This is a genomic window from Blautia sp. 2227st1_G12_2227SCRN_220401, from assembly GCF_039062885.1.
Classification (GTDB): Bacteria; Bacillota; Clostridia; order Lachnospirales; family Lachnospiraceae; genus Blautia_A; species Blautia_A fusiformis.
Genome location: NZ_JBCLNI010000018.1, coordinates 37,971 through 53,704, shown reverse-complemented (window position 1 = coordinate 53,704; position 15,734 = coordinate 37,971). Strand labels below are relative to the sequence as shown.

General features: G+C 47.5%; 13 protein-coding genes. All 13 read right to left on the bottom strand.

Annotated elements, in window-relative coordinates; translation table 11 throughout:
- Positions 1-53: 53 nt before the first annotated feature.
- The 13 genes from ABCM67_RS10585 to ABCM67_RS10525 all read right to left on the bottom strand — a co-directional run bounded on the left by ABCM67_RS10585 (position 54) and on the right by ABCM67_RS10525 (position 15,729).
- Positions 54-2,075 carry an ABC transporter permease gene (locus ABCM67_RS10585; RefSeq protein WP_022426865.1) on the bottom strand — a complete coding sequence of 674 codons (2,022 nt, stop codon included), beginning with the start codon at positions 2,073-2,075 and terminating at the stop codon, positions 54-56.
- The gene (locus tag ABCM67_RS10580) at positions 2,068-2,835 is read right to left on the bottom strand and encodes an ABC transporter ATP-binding protein (protein WP_015526139.1); all 768 of its coding nucleotides are present in this window, start codon (positions 2,833-2,835) and stop codon (positions 2,068-2,070) included. The genes ABCM67_RS10585 and ABCM67_RS10580 overlap by 8 nt, the downstream gene beginning before the upstream one ends.
- A 186-nt stretch (positions 2,836-3,021) precedes the next feature.
- Positions 3,022-4,080 carry a sensor histidine kinase gene (locus tag ABCM67_RS10575; protein ID WP_022426864.1) on the bottom strand — a complete coding sequence of 353 codons (1,059 nt, stop codon included), beginning with the start codon at positions 4,078-4,080 and terminating at the stop codon, positions 3,022-3,024.
- A 7-nt stretch (positions 4,081-4,087) separates the two neighbouring features.
- A complete protein-coding gene (locus ABCM67_RS10570; RefSeq protein ID WP_022426863.1) occupies positions 4,088-4,759 on the bottom strand; it encodes a response regulator transcription factor in 672 nt (223 codons plus the stop codon).
- Between the two features lie 27 nt (positions 4,760-4,786).
- Positions 4,787-5,227 (bottom strand): ACT domain-containing protein, encoded by a 441-nt coding sequence (locus tag ABCM67_RS10565; protein WP_015526141.1) that lies wholly within the window; start codon positions 5,225-5,227, stop codon positions 4,787-4,789.
- Positions 5,228-5,561: 334 nt separating this feature from the next.
- Positions 5,562-7,934: a ribonucleoside triphosphate reductase gene (locus tag ABCM67_RS10560; RefSeq protein ID WP_059086732.1), complete on the bottom strand. Its 2,373-nt coding sequence runs from the start codon at positions 7,932-7,934 to the stop codon at positions 5,562-5,564.
- 214 nt (positions 7,935-8,148) lie between these two features.
- Positions 8,149-9,384, bottom strand: coding sequence for a GTPase HflX (gene hflX, locus ABCM67_RS10555; protein WP_118608153.1), 1,236 nt, complete (start codon positions 9,382-9,384; stop codon positions 8,149-8,151).
- A gap of 1 nt (position 9,385) precedes the next feature.
- Positions 9,386-10,444: a tetratricopeptide repeat protein gene (locus ABCM67_RS10550; protein WP_022426860.1), complete on the bottom strand. Its 1,059-nt coding sequence runs from the start codon at positions 10,442-10,444 to the stop codon at positions 9,386-9,388.
- A gap of 8 nt (positions 10,445-10,452) precedes the next feature.
- On the bottom strand, positions 10,453-11,799 hold the full coding sequence (gene glmM / locus ABCM67_RS10545) for a phosphoglucosamine mutase (RefSeq protein ID WP_015526146.1): 1,347 nt from the start codon (positions 11,797-11,799) through the stop codon (positions 10,453-10,455).
- A 14-nt stretch (positions 11,800-11,813) separates the two neighbouring features.
- Positions 11,814-12,731, bottom strand: coding sequence for a sugar phosphate nucleotidyltransferase (locus ABCM67_RS10540; protein ID WP_015526147.1), 918 nt, complete (start codon positions 12,729-12,731; stop codon positions 11,814-11,816).
- Between the two features lie 56 nt (positions 12,732-12,787).
- Positions 12,788-13,864 (bottom strand): peptide chain release factor 1, encoded by a 1,077-nt coding sequence (prfA, locus tag ABCM67_RS10535; RefSeq protein WP_015526148.1) that lies wholly within the window; start codon positions 13,862-13,864, stop codon positions 12,788-12,790.
- Positions 13,857-14,744, bottom strand: a complete 888-nt coding sequence (gene prmC, locus ABCM67_RS10530; protein WP_022426857.1) for a peptide chain release factor N(5)-glutamine methyltransferase — start codon at positions 14,742-14,744, stop codon at positions 13,857-13,859. Before prmC ends, prfA begins: the two co-directional genes overlap by 8 nt.
- Positions 14,731-15,729 carry a DUF1385 domain-containing protein gene (locus tag ABCM67_RS10525; protein ID WP_129974728.1) on the bottom strand — a complete coding sequence of 333 codons (999 nt, stop codon included), beginning with the start codon at positions 15,727-15,729 and terminating at the stop codon, positions 14,731-14,733. The genes prmC and ABCM67_RS10525 overlap by 14 nt, the downstream gene beginning before the upstream one ends.
- Positions 15,730-15,734 lie beyond the last annotated feature (5 nt).

Genomic DNA, 15,734 nt, shown 5'->3' with positions numbered 1-15,734 from the left:
ATATCAAAACTTCAATACTTCACAGCAAACACAGCTGTGCTTTTTCACCGATTTTATGCTTTTTCCACTATTTTATAGTAAGATCTGGCTGTCATGGAGTAGATCAGTCCATAGACCAGCGCAAAGGCCAGAACCGTTCCCGCAGTGCAGCCCACGTACAATTTTGTATTGGCCATTCCGAACAGCAGCAGGAGCCGGCGGATCAGCGGAAATGCCATGGAAATATGCACCATTGCCATCACAAGCGGGATAAAAAATACCAGAAGGATCTGTCTGCGGATAGCTCCTTTCACCTCTCTGCGGCTCATACCTACTTTCTGCATGATCTGGAACCTTCCCTGATCTTCGTAGCCCTCTGAGATCTGTTTGTAGTAAATGATCATCGCCGTTCCCATAAGGAACAGTGCTCCCAAAAAGATTCCAATAAACAGGATCGTTCCATTATCTACATAATACGTTTCGTACTCACTCTGGCGGACACCACCGATCACGATGGTATTCTCTGAAAAGCCACCGCTTCTGCAGTAATCTTTCAGTGCCTGATAAACAGCCTGGCCATACCGGATCTTTTCCTCCCCGCTGCCACGGATATCTACACCCAAATGAACTGTGAGATCTTTTCCAGCCTCGTAGGCATCAAGACCTTCATACATCTTTGTCCGAAGCCCGTCAATATACTCGAAATCGGAATCCGTCACAACAATTGCCGCCATATTGGATACCAGATTGTTCATGGCACTTAAAGGTGCTTTTTCCAGCCATTTTTTTACTGCAAAATCCCGGTCATCAATTTTTAATATGTCTTTTTCCTTTTCAGACGGATACCAGGCAAAGATCTCGCCGTCGTGAAGATCTGTTTTTTCACCGGTAAGTTTCTCATACTCAGACTGACGGATCGTATACAGATCTACGGATTTTCCATCTTCTGAGTAACTGTAAGCCTGTCCGATCATAATACCGTTTTTTTCCTGCCTGCAGCCGATCTCGAGATAAGTTTCGTCCACTGTTTTTTCTGCCGGCACCTGATCATTTTTGATTGCCTGTGCAAAAACTTTCTGAATCTGTTCACTCTGTTCCTGGCTGATGCCCGAAATCCTGGCATCCGTATCAAAAGGATACCGGTTCACCATGATGTCACCCATTCCAAAATACAGCGACACAGTCATAGAAAGAAGCAGGAGCACTCCTGTACTTAAAATACAGATGCTGGCCAGGCCTGCCGCATTTTGTTTCATACGATAGATCATGCCGGAGACACTGATAAAGTTGCCGGTTTTATAGTAGAACTTTTTGTTCTTTCGCAAAAGTTTCAGGATTACAATGCTTCCTGCGGTAAAAAGAAGATACGTTCCTGCCATAACCAGAATCACTGCCAGAAGAAAAATGAAAATTGCCTGGATTGGGGATTCCGTGGTTACTGCCAGATAATATCCCACTCCAAGAGAAATCATCCCCAGAAGTGCCATGAGCCATTTTGCCCGGGGCTCCTTCTCTCCTGTGTTTCCGCCTCTCAGAAGTTCTATGGGGTTATTCATCCTTACTCTGGTAAGATTCAGTGCCAGAATAACAAGAAAAATCCCTCCAAATCCTGCGATGCAAAACAGGATTCCTGTAATGGAAACATAAAATCCCAGCACTGCCGGAACATGAAGAAAACGGAAAAGCAAAAGCAGGGAGAGCTTGCTTCCAAGGATGCCAATCCCGATCCCTGCCGTCAGAGAAAGCAGCGAAGTCATGCTTGTTTCCAGAAACATCACTTTTCCGATATGGCCTTTTTCCAGTCCCAGAATGTTGTAAAGCCCGATTTCTTTCTGTCTGTGTTTCATGAGAAAACTGTTGCTGTAGATCAGAAAGATAACGCAGAAAATTCCAACAACCACTTCACCGGTTCCTACGATCATCCTCACTTCTGCTGCCTGGGGCACTGCTTTCTCCAATGTGGGACAGTCCCGCAGAAATTCCATCATATACATCATGGCAATGCAGAAAATGCAGGTAAGCATATAGGGAACATAGGTGCTCCGGTTATTCCGGATGTTCTGCACTGCCAGTTTTCCAAACATTCCTTTACGCATAGGTCTCACCGCCTGTCGTAAGGATCGTCAGGGTATCTGCAATCATCTGGTACATTTCCTGTCTTGTTTTTGTGCCACGGTAGATCTGGTGGAACACTTCGCCATCCTTGATAAAAAGTACTCTGGATGCGTGGCTGGCGGCCTGCGCGCTGTGAGTTACCATGAGAATGGTCTGGCCTTCCCGATTTACCTCATTGAACATGGAAAGAAGATCGGAGGCTGCACGGGAATCCAGGGCTCCGGTCGGTTCGTCCGCAAGGATCAGCTTCGGATCTGTGATCAGTGCCCTTGCAACTGCTGCTCTCTGCTTCTGTCCGCCGGAAACCTCGTAGGGGAATTTTTCCAGAAGCTGGTTGATGTGAAGGGCTTTTGCAATGGGACGGATCTTCTGCTCCATCTCCTGATAATCTTCCCCTGCCAGCACGAGAGGAAGATAAATATTGTCCCGGAGGCTGAAGGTGTCCAGAAGATTGAAATCCTGGAACACGAAGCCTAAGTTCTTCCGACGGAATGCGGAAATTTCTTTTTCTGTCAGGTGAGTAATGCTTTTTCCTTCCAGAAGCACTTCGCCGGATGTGGGGCGGTCCAGGGCTGCCAGAATATTCAGAAGTGTTGTTTTTCCGGAACCGGACTCTCCCATGATCGCCACATATTCTCCTTCTTCCACCGAAAATGTCACATTGAAAAGTGCCTGCACTTTATTTCCGCCGAAGCGGGTGCTGTATATCTTTTTTACATTTGTTACTTCCAGTAATGCCATACGCTAATTCCTTTCTTATCTGTATTTACAGCGATCCAGGGAGTCGTGCATCATGTTCTAAAGCGATCGAACCTGATGTAAGAATTACCCGAAACGCTATGTTATGGTTTCAGTATAAGAAAATTCTCCGGCGGCTGCCATCGAAGTGGCTTACATTTTACGGAGGAAGCTTACATTTGTGTAAGGTTAATACATCTCCAGATCTTTTTTCCACAGGCTCATCCGAACTTCCGTGCCTTTATCCACCTGGGAATCCACAGTGATCTCGTGACCCAGTTTTCTCAGGATCTTCCGGCTTAAATACAGACCGATCCCGGTAGCACGGTTGTCCTCCCGTCCATTGACGCCTGTGTAGCCTTTTTCGAAGATGCGCGGAAGATCCTCCGGCTGGATTCCGATGCCGGAGTCTGCGATGACCAGAGTTGCCGGGGCCGTATTACAAATCCCCGGAGCCGTATTCTGCTTCAAATTTGGATTCTCAGATACCCTGTTTCCACGCTCATCCTCCAGCCAGATTTCAATGCCGCCCGTTCTTGTATATTTCAACGCATTGGAAAGAATCTGTCCAATGACAAAACCAAGCCATTTTTCATCGGTAAGAACGATCGCATCTGTCCCCTCATATGATAACGAAAGCTTTTTTGACACAAAGATCCCTGCGTATTTATGGATCTGCTCCCGGATGATCCGATCCAGCGAGCATCGGGTCAGCTTCAGATCGGCGGACATGTCCTCCGTGCGAAGGTAGCCCAACACCATCTCCACATACTGTTCAATGCGAAAAAGCTGTGCCCCGGACTCCCGGTTCTCCTCCGGCTCCTCCCGAAGCAGCAGGCGTAGAGCAAAGATCGGCGTCTTGATCTGATGTGCCCACATAGTGTAGTAATCGGTCATTTCTTCCAGAGAACGCTGCCGTTCTGTCTCCGCACCCATCCGCATGCCGTCCAGTTTCCGGATGATATCCCTGTAAAGAAGCTCCACCTCATCGGTGGTCTCGCCCAGCCGGTCCAGATTAATCTCCGGAGCTTTTTCCACCAGGATTAAGTTCTGCACCTTCTGTCTGTAACAGGCATAACCGTATAAAAAAACGGCAGCTCCTGCTCCCAGCCACAGAACTGCCAGATAGACCGCCGCCTCCAGGGGAAGCTGGTACAGGCAGATCACTGCTGTCGACACAGCCGCCATAAAAACACAGGCGATGAAAAAAATTTTTGTCTGTTTTAAATATGCTCGAAATGATTCCATAAAAACCTCACACCATATATCCAAGACCTTTTCGCGTGATGATAAAATCCACAAGGCCTGCCGCCTCCAGTTTTTTGCGAAGGCGTGTAATGTTTACGGTCAGGGTGTTGTCATCCACAAAGCTGTCACTTTCCCACAGTTTTGTCATAATGGCATCTCTGGATACCGGTTTCCCTGCCTGGGAAAAAAGCAGTTCCAGGATACGCAGTTCATTTCTGGTCAGTTCCGTCTCCTCCCCGTTCCAGGTCAGTGTCGCTCTGGAAAGATTGAGAACCGCGCCTTTATGTTCCAGGACATTTCCCGGGTTTCCGAAGGAATAGGTTCTGCGGAGGATTGCCTGGATCTTGGCCACCAGTACGTCCATATCAAAAGGCTTGGCAATAAAGTCATCGGCTCCACGGCTCATGGCCATGACCATGTTCATGTTATCCGCTGCGGAGGAGATGAAGATCACCGGCACCTGGGAAACCTTTCGGATTTCCTCACACCAGTGAAAGCCATTATAAAATGGAAGTTTCAGATCCAGAAGAACAAGCTGAGGATCTTTCCCCGCAAATTCCTGCAGTATATTGGAAAAATCCTCAGCCAGAAAAACGTCATATCCCCAGGAACTGAGATGCTTTTTCAGAAGATTCGCGATTGTTTCGTCATCTTCTACAATAAAAATACGATACTTCATTCCTGTTTGTCCCTTTTATGCGATTGATTACGCCTCTGCTTCTCCATCCGGATCTACCAGGCGGTTCAGAACCTGGAATCCATTGTTACGGAGAACACTCTCTGCAACCAGAAGATCCTCACAGTGCATGATCGCTACCGGAACTTTCAGGCCTCTGTGGAAGAAGGTGTAGATGTAATGAAGGTTTACGTTGCTGTCGCCCATGACACTAAGAAGCTTGTCTAACCCACCGATCTCATCCTGAAGGTCTACCAGGATAGCCTGTGTGATACGAGTCATGTATCCATGCTCAGCCATGATCTCATCTGCTCTTTCCGGATTGTCGCATACCATACGGAAGTTTGCAAACTCCGGTGCGTCAAAGCAGCCGAAACCGTAGATATCGATCTGATTCTCTGCAAGAATCTTTGTAACTTTCTGAAGACTGCCTGGAGTGTTTTCTACGAAGACGATGTTCTGTTTTACCATAATAATTTTCCTCTTTTCTGTTATTCTTTTTTATTTTCTTTTTTTATTTTAGCATGAAATTTGGTGGAAGTGAATCCCTTCCCCAGCGGGGCCCTTCCGGGATGGAGCGTTTTGCGTATACATTCATACATTAAAGCGTAACGCTTTTAATCATTAAATTCAGGTATAAGTATACCCATCTCGACATGAAATGTCAACCATCTTTTCCAGGCCCCAAATCTCAAACATAAAATATCATAACATAAAATTCCCAATATAAAAAAGGCCAGACACACATCCAACAGACATGCGTCCAGCCATCCATTTTTTACTTACAGTTATTTTGGCAAAAAACTCAATCCAACTCTTCGTCTACATACTTCTGTATATTAGAAGCATTCACATACTTCCTAACCTTCGCCCCGTCAGTAATGACAAGCGTCGGGGCCTGACGGATCCCATACTGCTTGACAAGCTCGGGATTCTGCTCAGCATCGATAATCTCCAGCTCTTCGCCTTCCAGCATTTTCTTTGCCATACGGCAGTTCGGACAAGTGCTAGTCGTAAAAAGATATTTATGAGATTCCACAGGCTGGATCTCCACCTCGTCACCCTTCATGGTCATCACACTGGTATGGACCTTTTTCAGATGGGAATGGGTAATATCATAGAGGGTACGGTTCTTGTACTCCTGGGTCTTACCATCGTTCCAGTTCTGTACAGGACGGTAATATCCTGTGATACGGCTGTAAACCTCAGCCTTCTTTCCACATTTCGGGCAGGTGAAATGCTCGCCGCTGATGTAGCCATGCTCCTGACATACGGAATAGGTCGGTGAGATGGTGTAATAGGGCAGGCGATAATTCTCTGCGATCTTACGTACCAGCGCTGCCGCTGCCTTCCAGTCCGGAAGCTTCTCCCCAAGGAATGCATGGAATACGGTTCCTGAAGTATACAGAGTCTGCAGATCGTCCTGAATATCCAGTGCGTCAAAAATATCCGCAGTGTAATCAACCGGCAGATGAGAGCTGTTTGTGTAATACGGAGTGTCGCCCTCTTTTCCCGCTGTTTTGATATCCGGATAACGGCTTCTGTCGTGTTTGGCAAGACGGTATGCAGTGGACTCTGCCGGTGTTGCCTCCAGGTTGAAAAGCTCTCCCGGATACTGCTCCTGATAGTCTGAAAGACGGCTTCTCATATGCTCCAGAACCTCTTTTGTAAACTTCTGGGTTTCCGGATCTGTCATGTCTTTTTTCAGCCAGCAGGCATTTAAGCCCGCTTCGTTCATTCCCACAAGACCGATGGTGGAAAAATGATTGTCAAAGCTTCCAAGATATCTCTTCGTGTACGGATACAGTCCCTCTTCCAGAAGCCTGCTGATCACATCTCTCTTGATGTGAAGAGATCTTGCGGAGATATCCATCATGTGGTCCAGGCGCTGATAAAATTCCTTCGGCGTTCTGGAAAGGTATGCGATACGCGGCATATTGATGGTAACAACGCCTACAGAGCCTGTGCTCTCACCGGAGCCAAAGAATCCACCACTCTTTTTGCGGAGCTCACGGAGATCCAGACGGAGGCGGCAGCACATGCTGCGGATGTCGCTTGGCTTCATATCACTGTTGATATAATTGGAAAAATACGGAGTACCGTACTTGGAAGTCATCTCAAAGAGAAGACGGTTGTTCTCGGTATCAGACCAGTCGAATTCCTTTGTGATGGAATAGGTCGGGATCGGATACTGGAATCCACGTCCGTTGGCATCTCCCTCGATCATGGTCTCGATAAATGCCTTGTTGACCATATCCATTTCTTTCTTACAGTCCTTATATTTGAAATCCATGTCCTTGCCGCCTACGATAGCCGGAAGCTCTGCAAGGTCGTCCGGAACGGTCCAGTCCAGTGTAATGTTGGAAAATGGTGCCTGAGTGCCCCAGCGGCTTGGAGTATTTACGCCATATACAAAGGACTCAATACATTTCTTAACCTCCGGATAGGAAAGGTTGTCTGCCTTTACAAAAGGTGCCAGATAAGTATCAAAGGATGAAAATGCCTGTGCGCCCGCCCACTCGTTCTGCATGATACCCAGGAAATTCACCATCTGGTTGCAGAGTACACTTAAATGCTTTGCAGGTGCAGAAGTGATCTTACCCTCAATACCACCAAGTCCCTCTCGGATCAGCTGCTTCAGGGACCAGCCTGCACAGTAACCGGTCAGCATGGACAGATCATGGATATGGATATCTGCATTTCTGTGTGCATCTGCGATCTCGTTGTCGTAGATCTCAGACAGCCAGTAGTTTGCGGTAACTGCTCCGGAGTTGCTTAAGATCAGACCTCCTACAGAATAAGTAACCGTTGAGTTCTCCTTTACACGCCAGTCCTCAACCTTTACATAGCTGTTTACGATCTCTTTATAGTCAAGGATGGTGGATTTCATATTGCGGATCTTCTCACGCTGCTTACGATAAAGGATATACGCCTTGGCAACATCAGAATATCCGGCCTGGATCAGTACGTTCTCCACACTGTCCTGGATATCCTCAACAGAAATCCGGTTGTTCTCGATCTTATTCTGAAAATCCGCTGTAACACGAAGTCCCAGAAGATCGATCATATCCGAACTGTAATTCTTACCTTTGGCATCAAATGCCTTATCAATTGCCGCGGTGATCTTCCCCATTTTAAATTCGTCTAATTCACCGTCTCTTTTTACTACCTGAAACATAAGAAAATGCCTCCCTCATGCATTTATTTATAAGCGGATATTCCATTCCGCCTCACTTGCCTGCTTACGAACACACTCCGTTTCACGATCTGTGTTCAAAGCGCTGTAGGCTTATTGTATCAGACACGCCTCTTTGCGTCAACATAAAAAGCACCATATATAGTGCCCGTTTTGTTCACGGTACTATATATGGTACTGAGTAGATATTTTAACATTATGTGACTTTCGGATAGATTTCCCGCGGAACTCTTGCTTTTACAGCAATCCCTCCTTCGGTATACTCTTCCGAAAGAAGCTGTCCATACTCACGGATCAGCTGGATCTGACCGGCCTCCGAATAAGGAAAAAGCCGTTCCATATAAATCTGTCCTTCTGCCAGTATCTCAGAAAGAAGCTGCTTAAATTCCTCAAGCCCCTCTCCTGTCCGTGCGGAAATCTTTAGCGTATGGTCTGCTCGGAGATCCCGAAAGCTCTCCCCGGAAACACGATCCTGCTTGTTAAAAAGTGTGATCGTCTTTTTTCCCAGAGCACCAAGCTCTTTCAGGGTTTCATATACGATATGCATCTGTATCTCCGCCTGAGGATTGGATGCATCTACCACATGAATGATATAATCCGCATATTTGGCTTCCTCCAGAGTACTCTTGAAGGCTTCCACCAAATTGTGGGGAAGCTTGCGGATAAAGCCTACGGTATCCGTAAGAAGAAGCTGCTGTCCGTCATCCAGTGTCAGAAGACGGGTAGTCGGATCCAGTGTGGCAAACAGCTTATCCTCCGAAAGCACCGAAGCGCCTGTCAGTGTATTCAGAAGCGTTGACTTTCCTGCATTGGTATAGCCAACAATGGCTGCTGTCTTCAGATTTCCCACAGCTCTTCTGGAACGGATCAGCTCTCTGTGCTTTTCTACCTGGGAAAGCTCCTGCTTCAGTGCGGATATCCTGTTCCGGATCAGACGACGGTCTGTCTCCAGCTTTTTCTCACCAGGGCCTCTGGTTCCGATTCCTCCTCCAAGTCGCGAAAGAGAAGAACGTAGTCCCACAAGACGTGCAGACCGGTAACGAAGCTGTGCAAGCTCTACCTGGATCTTGCCTTCACTTGTGACGGCACGCTTCGCAAAAATGTCAAGGATCAGCAGGGTACGATCCATAACCTTGCACTCCAGCTCCCGCTCCAGATTATTCATCTGGGCAGGAGAAAGCTCATCGTCACAGATCACACCATTGGCATCCAGGGCATAGAGAAGACCTTTTACCTCTTCGATCTTGCCTTTTCCGATATAGGTGCCCGGATGTACGGCCTCACGATTCTGAATGATCCTGCCTGCAACCGCCGCACCTGCCGTGGCCGCAAGTTCTCCAAGCTCATCCAAGGATTCCTCCATGTCATCCCCCCGATCTGCCTGGACACCGATCAGGATAACCCTGTCCTGTATTTCCTCAAAATATTCCATATCAGCCCTCCGAAGACGTTCTGGTTTTCAGGAAAGCCCGCTCTTTTTTTGCAGCGGAATCTTCAGGGAACATCTCAATATATTCCTGGACCTTGGTCAGTGCAGTAGCAAAATCCAGCTTTTTCTCATAGGCTACGATCTCATTGAACAGAAGACTCTGCATCTCGTCTGTGGTAGCTGTCGGAAGGCCTTTTGTGATGTTATCAAGAGCGGAATCATAATCTCCGCTTCGGATATCGCACAGTGCCAGACCATTATAGCCCTTGGCGGAATCACCCACTGCAGAAATATACTGCTTGTACATTGCCTGAGCATTTTCCACATCATCCTGGGCCAGATATACCATTCCCAGAAGAAGCAATGCTTCCGTATTATCCTTCTTGGTTGCTTCCAGAAGCTCTTTTTTTGCGTTGCTGTAGTCTTCCATATAGTAGTAGACACGGCCTCTGTCACAGTGGTCCTGGGCATCCTTGGCCTCAGAAGAAAGAGCAGCTTCCAGATATCTGGTTCCGTCCGCTTCCATATCCTTGTCCAGATATGCCTCATAGATCTCGATCGCCATATCATAGGTGGAATCTTCTCCATAGGCCTGTTTGAAATTAGATGCGGCTTCTTCGTAGGAATCCATGGCAAGGGCAACCTTTCCAGTGAGGAAATAACTGCCTGCATCCATGGAAAAATCTTCTCCAAGTGTCTGGCAGTCTGCCATGGCATCCTCGTATTTTCCAGACTTCAGCTCTGCAGTAGCCCGGTAGGACAGGATATCCTTACGAAGGCTTTTGCTTACTTTATCGCAGTTCAGAGCTTCCGTGAAGCTATTCACCGCATCCTCATATTTGCCAAGACGCAGGCTTGCGATACCTGCCCCGCGATAGGACTGTGCCAGCTTCACTCCGTTCTGGATAGAGCTCTGGTACTCCTCCAGGGCATACTTGTAACTTCCCTGGGAAAGATCCTTTCCGGCCTGTTCATATATTTTTGTTTTTTCACTGCCGCAGCCGCCCAGAAGCAAGGCTCCTGTAACGGCTGCAAGAATCAATACGGTCTTTGTTTTTTTCATGGAATTCCTTATTCTACAACAAGCCCTTCGGCTTCCATCACATCAACAACACTATCTACATATTTATGGCAGAGATCATCCGTTCCCGCTTCTACCATAACACGGATCAGCGGCTCTGTACCACTCTCACGTACCAGGATACGTCCGTCATCGCCAAGTGCCTCTGCGGCTGCCTCAATGGCTGCTTTTACCTTTTCGTTCTCCAGTGCTGTTTTCTTATCGGAAACACGCACATTCCGGAGAAGCTGCGGATAAACCTTCATCTCCTTTGCAAGGTCGCAGAGTGTGGCCTTCTGATCCACACATGCCTCCATGATCATAAGAGAAGTCAGGATCCCGTCACCGGTAGCGGAATAGCGGCTAAAGATGATATGTCCGGACTGTTCACCACCGATACTGTAATTGTTTTCCATCATGTTCTCGGCAACGTATTTGTCACCAACTGCAGTCTGCTCATAGTCGATGCCTTCACGCTCCAGAGACTTGTAAAGACCAAGATTGGACATAACGGTTGTTACAACTGTATTTCCGTTGAGCTGGCCTTTCTCTCTTAAATATTTGCCGCACACATACATGATCTTATCACCGTCAATGATGTTTCCGCGGTGGTCTACGGCGATACAGCGGTCTGCATCACCATCGTATGCAAAACCGATATCCAGGCCTTTATCTACCACGAACTGTCTCAGAACTTCAATGTGTGTGGAACCGCAGCCACGGTTAATGTTGGTTCCGTTTGGCTCATTGTTGATCACATAGGTTTTTGCACGAAGTGCGTCAAAAACGCTCTTGGCAATGGCGGATGAGCTTCCGTTGGAGCAATCCAGCCCAACCTTGATATTTTTGAAATCATGGCATGGGATAGAGATCAGATGTCCGATATAACGGTTTCTTCCGGATGCAAAATCCACAGTACAGCCGATATCTTCTCCGGTTGCCAGCGGAAGCTCCTCGATCTCGCCGTCCAGATATGCCTCGATACGTGCTTCAATATCTGCGGAAATCTTCTGTCCGTTCTCATTAAGGACCTTGATTCCATTATCATTAAACGGATTATGGCTTGCGGAAATCATGATACCGCAGTCAAAATCTTCTGTACGTACCACATAGGATACACTTGGAGTTGTGGTTACATGAAGCAGATAGGCATCTGCTCCGGATGCGGTAAGTCCTGCCGCAAGGGCATACTCAAACATGTAACTGCTTCTTCTTGTATCCTTGCCGATCACGATCTTCGCCTTGTGATCTCTGCCGTAATACCAGCCGAGATAACGTCCCACACGAAATGCATGATCTGCTGTAAGTTTTACATTTGCTTCACCACGAAAACCATCTGTTCCGAAATATTTACCCATAATGTTCTCCTTTATTACTGATACAGTCCTTCCGGATAAACGCCGTCATCTGTAAGTTTTTTGAATGCAGCCTGTACAGATGCCTTATCCTCCTGATAGGTAACACCGAACCACTCGTCCTTTGTCTCAAGAACATCTACCGCTGCTTTTCCGGAATGGATCAGCTGGTCGATAAGCTCAGGAAGAAGATACTCTTTTTTGATGTCTCCCTCTTTGATCCCGCCAAGGAACTCAACGAAACCTTTCTCAAGGATCTCCATAAATTCCGGTGTCAGTCCCCACATATTCATGGAAACAAGGCTCTTTGTATCCAGTGTTTCTGCTGTACCATCGTCATTTCTTGTCTCTGCGCCGTCTGCTGTCTTGAAGATGTTATGTGTCTCTGTAACGCCCACAAGCTTGCCGTCCTCAATATGGCACACTCCTCTTGTGACGCTTCCGTTGTCACTTAATGTATTTCCAAGGCGGAAACCTGCCATGCAGATGTGCATCGGGCCATCCTGCGGATGATCCTGTACCAGGTAGTCATGCACCTTTACGTAGGCTTCTTTTCCGTAGTAGTCATCTGCATTGATCACAGCGAATGGCTCGGAAAGGACTTTCTTTGCTGCCAGCACAGCGTGTCCGGTTCCCCATGGCTTGGTACGGTCCGCCGGTTTTGTAAAATTGCCCGGAAGATCGTCGATCTCCTGGAATGCATAAGCAACTTCTGTAATGTTGGAGATACGGTCTCCGATCACTTTTTTGAATTCATCCTCAAGGTCTTTGCGGATGATAAATACGACCTTGTTGAATCCTGCCTCCAGTGCATCATGGATGGAATAGTCCATAATGATCTCGCCCTTCGGACCTACCGGTGCAAGCTGCTTGATTCCTTTTCCAAAACGGCTGCCGATACCGGCTGCCATGATCACCAGTGCTGTCTTTTTCATTTTCGTTTCCTCCTGATTTATTATAATTTTTTGAACTCTGTAGCTGTAATCAGCGCTTACTCCTGTTCATTCAGCTTTGTCAGCTTTACTGCCTGGTCTGCTGCGATCAGACTGTCAATGATCTCATCCAGATCTCCGTTAAGGATATTCTCAAGACGATGAAGGGTAAGCTTGATCCTGTGGTCTGTTACACGTCCCTGAGGGAAGTTATAGGTACGGATCTTCTCGGAGCGGTCACCTGTACCGATCTGGCTTCTCCTTGCCTCTGCCTCAGCGTCATGCTGCTTGGCAAGCTCCATCTCATACAGACGGGAACGGAGCACACGAAGTGCTTTATCCTTGTTCTTAAGCTGAGACTTCTCATCCTGGCAGGAAATCACGATTCCTGTAGGGATATGAGTAAGACGTACTGCGGAGTCTGTGGTGTTGACACACTGACCACCGTTTCCGGATGCACGGAACACATCGAATTTACACTCATTGAGATCCAGATGGAAATCAATTTCTTCCGCCTCCGGCATGATCGCTACCGTACAGGTAGAGGTATGGATCCTTCCGCCGGACTCTGTCTCCGGTACTCGCTGTACACGGTGAACACCGCTTTCGTATTTCAGTCTGGAATATGCACCCTCACCCTTGATCATGAAGGTAACCTCCTTGAAGCCGCCGATGCCGTTCTCATTGAGGCTGAGCATCTCGGTTTTCCAGCGGCGGGACTCCGCGTATTTCACATACATACGATAAATCTCTGCTGCAAAAAGTGCTGCCTCATCACCGCCTGCACCTCCACGGATCTCAACGATAACGTTCTTGCTGTCGTTAGGGTCCTTCGGAAGAAGAAGGATCTTCAGCTCATGCTCCAGCTCCTCCACTCTCTTTTTTGCATCGGAAAGCTCTTCCTTCAGCATTTCACGCATCTCTTCGTCCTTCTCGCTCTCCAGCATGGAAAGACTGTCCTCGATGGTTTCCTTATTTTTCTTATATTCTTTATATGCGTCAACGATTGGCTGCAGGTCGCTCTGCTCCTTCATCAGCTTCTGAAAATGTGCCGGATCGTCGGTTACTCCCGGTTCTCCCAGCTCATTGAGAAGCTCTTCAAAACGTACCAGCAGATCATCCAGTTTATCAAACATGTATTTCCTCCTGTTTCTGTCCAAGCACCACACGGTCAAGGCCCGGCAGATCCTTTACGATCTGAACCCCGGTAAACCCGGCTGCTTTCATCATTGTACTGACTGCCTCACCCTGGGTGCAGCCGATTTCATACAGAAGCCATCCGCCTGGTTTCAGGTACCTTCCGGCCTCTGCTGTGATCTTTCTGTAAAAATAAAGCCCGTCTTCCATTCCGTCAAGGGCCTTCCTCGGATCATGAAGGCGGACTTCTTCCATCAGTGTTTCAATTTCTTCTGTTGCGATATAAGGCGGGTTTGAAATAAGGATATCATATTTCCCACTATCTTTTCCACCTTTTTCACAAAAATACGGTGCCGAGAACAGATCGCTTTCCACAAAATCCGCCCGGTTCTCCACCTTTAGAATACCTGCATTCTTTTTTGCCACTTCCAGTGCTTCCGGTGAAACATCCACCCCGGTCCCACAGGCATCCTGCCGTTCCAGAAGAAGGCTGAGCAGAATACAGCCGGAGCCGGTACACATATCCAGGATCTCCGGTTTTTCCACATCCCCAAGGTGTTTCAATGCCTCTTCCACCAGAGTCTCCGTATCCTGTCTCGGAATCAGCACGTTTTCGTTTACATAAAACTCATAGCCCATAAAAAAAGCCTGATGAGTCAGCTGCTGTACAGGAATATGTCCTGCCCGCCTGTCGATCAGCGTAAGATACTCTGCTGCGGTCTCATCAGACACCGGTTCATCTCCATGCGCAAAATAATATGCCCGATTCTTTCCGGTCTTAAATTCCAGAAGGAGCCAGGCATCCAGCCCGGCTTCTTCCAATCCGTTATCTTTCAGTATTGTTGTACCTTTTTTCAGAAGGGACTCAAGAGTCTGCATTTTCTGTCTCCTCTGTCTCATATGGGATGTCCAGGTCAAATTCCTCTTTCAGATAAGCTCTCCAATCAAAAACAGCCTCAACTGCTTTAATGGCTACCTCTGCCATATCTGCAGCAGGCTCCTTTGTGGTGAATTTCTGCATGGCAAGACCTGGTTTACTCATAATGTCCGCAAATTTACTGTCTGTTCTTCCTGCCCACTGGATGATCTCAAAGGAAATCCCCGCAACTACCGGTACCATGAGAAGTCTTCCCAGCAGTCTCACCCAGTAAAACGGCACCGCCACAAACACAAAATGCAGCACAATACTTACCAGCATGACCAGAAACAGAAAGCTTGTTCCACAGCGCTTATGAAACCTGGAGCTCTTTAACACATTCTCTACCGTCAGAGGCAGACCATGCTCCACACAGTTGATACATTTGTGCTCCGCGCCGTGATACATAAATGTCCTCTGGATATCCTTCATTCTGGAGATCAGGAACATATATCCCATAAACAGTGCCAGCTTCACAAAGGCTTCCACTATGGTGACCAGAAATTCCGAAGCACCTACCCCTCGGATCAGACTAGCCAGTACATACGGAAGAAACATAAAAGCAGCCACAGAAACCACCATGGAGATAGCTACCGTAATGTAAAGAAGCCACTTGAACTGCTTATCCTCTTTGGCTTTCTTTGCAGAACGCTCTTCTTCTGTAAGCTGCTCATTCTTCCTGGCTGTTTCCTCATCTTCCTCGTCTCCTGCGATCTCCGCAGAATACATCAGGCATTTCGTGCCTACCACAAGAGAATCCACAAAGCTTACCACACCACGGATGATCGGTTTCTTCAGAAATGCGTGATTTCCGAAGATACATTTATAATCCTCTACCTTCAGCTCGATCTCCTGGTCCGGGCGGCGCACTGCGATAGAATATTTGTCCTTGTGGCGCATCATGATGCCTTCCATGACCGCCTGTCCGCCGATATTCGATGATCTCATTCATT

Excerpts from the sequence above, each read along its gene's own strand:
- prfA (WP_015526148.1), bottom strand. The coding sequence starts at position 13,864 with ATGTTTGATAAACTGGATGATCTGCTGGTACGTTTTGAAGAGCTTCTC.
- ABCM67_RS10575 (WP_022426864.1), bottom strand. The coding sequence starts at position 4,080 with ATGGAATCATTTCGAGCATATTTAAAACAGACAAAAATTTTTTTCATC.
- ABCM67_RS10525 (WP_129974728.1), bottom strand. The coding sequence starts at position 15,729 with ATGAGATCATCGAATATCGGCGGACAGGCGGTCATGGAAGGCATCATG.
- ABCM67_RS10585 (WP_022426865.1), bottom strand. The coding sequence starts at position 2,075 with ATGCGTAAAGGAATGTTTGGAAAACTGGCAGTGCAGAACATCCGGAAT.
- ABCM67_RS10560 (WP_059086732.1), bottom strand. The coding sequence starts at position 7,934 with ATGTTTCAGGTAGTAAAAAGAGACGGTGAATTAGACGAATTTAAAATG.
- ABCM67_RS10570 (WP_022426863.1), bottom strand. The coding sequence starts at position 4,759 with ATGAAGTATCGTATTTTTATTGTAGAAGATGACGAAACAATCGCGAAT.
- ABCM67_RS10540 (WP_015526147.1), bottom strand. The coding sequence starts at position 12,731 with ATGAAAAAGACAGCACTGGTGATCATGGCAGCCGGTATCGGCAGCCGT.
- glmM (WP_015526146.1), bottom strand. The coding sequence starts at position 11,799 with ATGGGTAAATATTTCGGAACAGATGGTTTTCGTGGTGAAGCAAATGTA.
- prmC (WP_022426857.1), bottom strand. The coding sequence starts at position 14,744 with ATGCAGACTCTTGAGTCCCTTCTGAAAAAAGGTACAACAATACTGAAA.
- hflX (WP_118608153.1), bottom strand. The coding sequence starts at position 9,384 with ATGGAATATTTTGAGGAAATACAGGACAGGGTTATCCTGATCGGTGTC.
- ABCM67_RS10580 (WP_015526139.1), bottom strand. The coding sequence starts at position 2,835 with ATGGCATTACTGGAAGTAACAAATGTAAAAAAGATATACAGCACCCGC.
- ABCM67_RS10550 (WP_022426860.1), bottom strand. The coding sequence starts at position 10,444 with ATGAAAAAAACAAAGACCGTATTGATTCTTGCAGCCGTTACAGGAGCC.
- ABCM67_RS10565 (WP_015526141.1), bottom strand. The coding sequence starts at position 5,227 with ATGGTAAAACAGAACATCGTCTTCGTAGAAAACACTCCAGGCAGTCTT.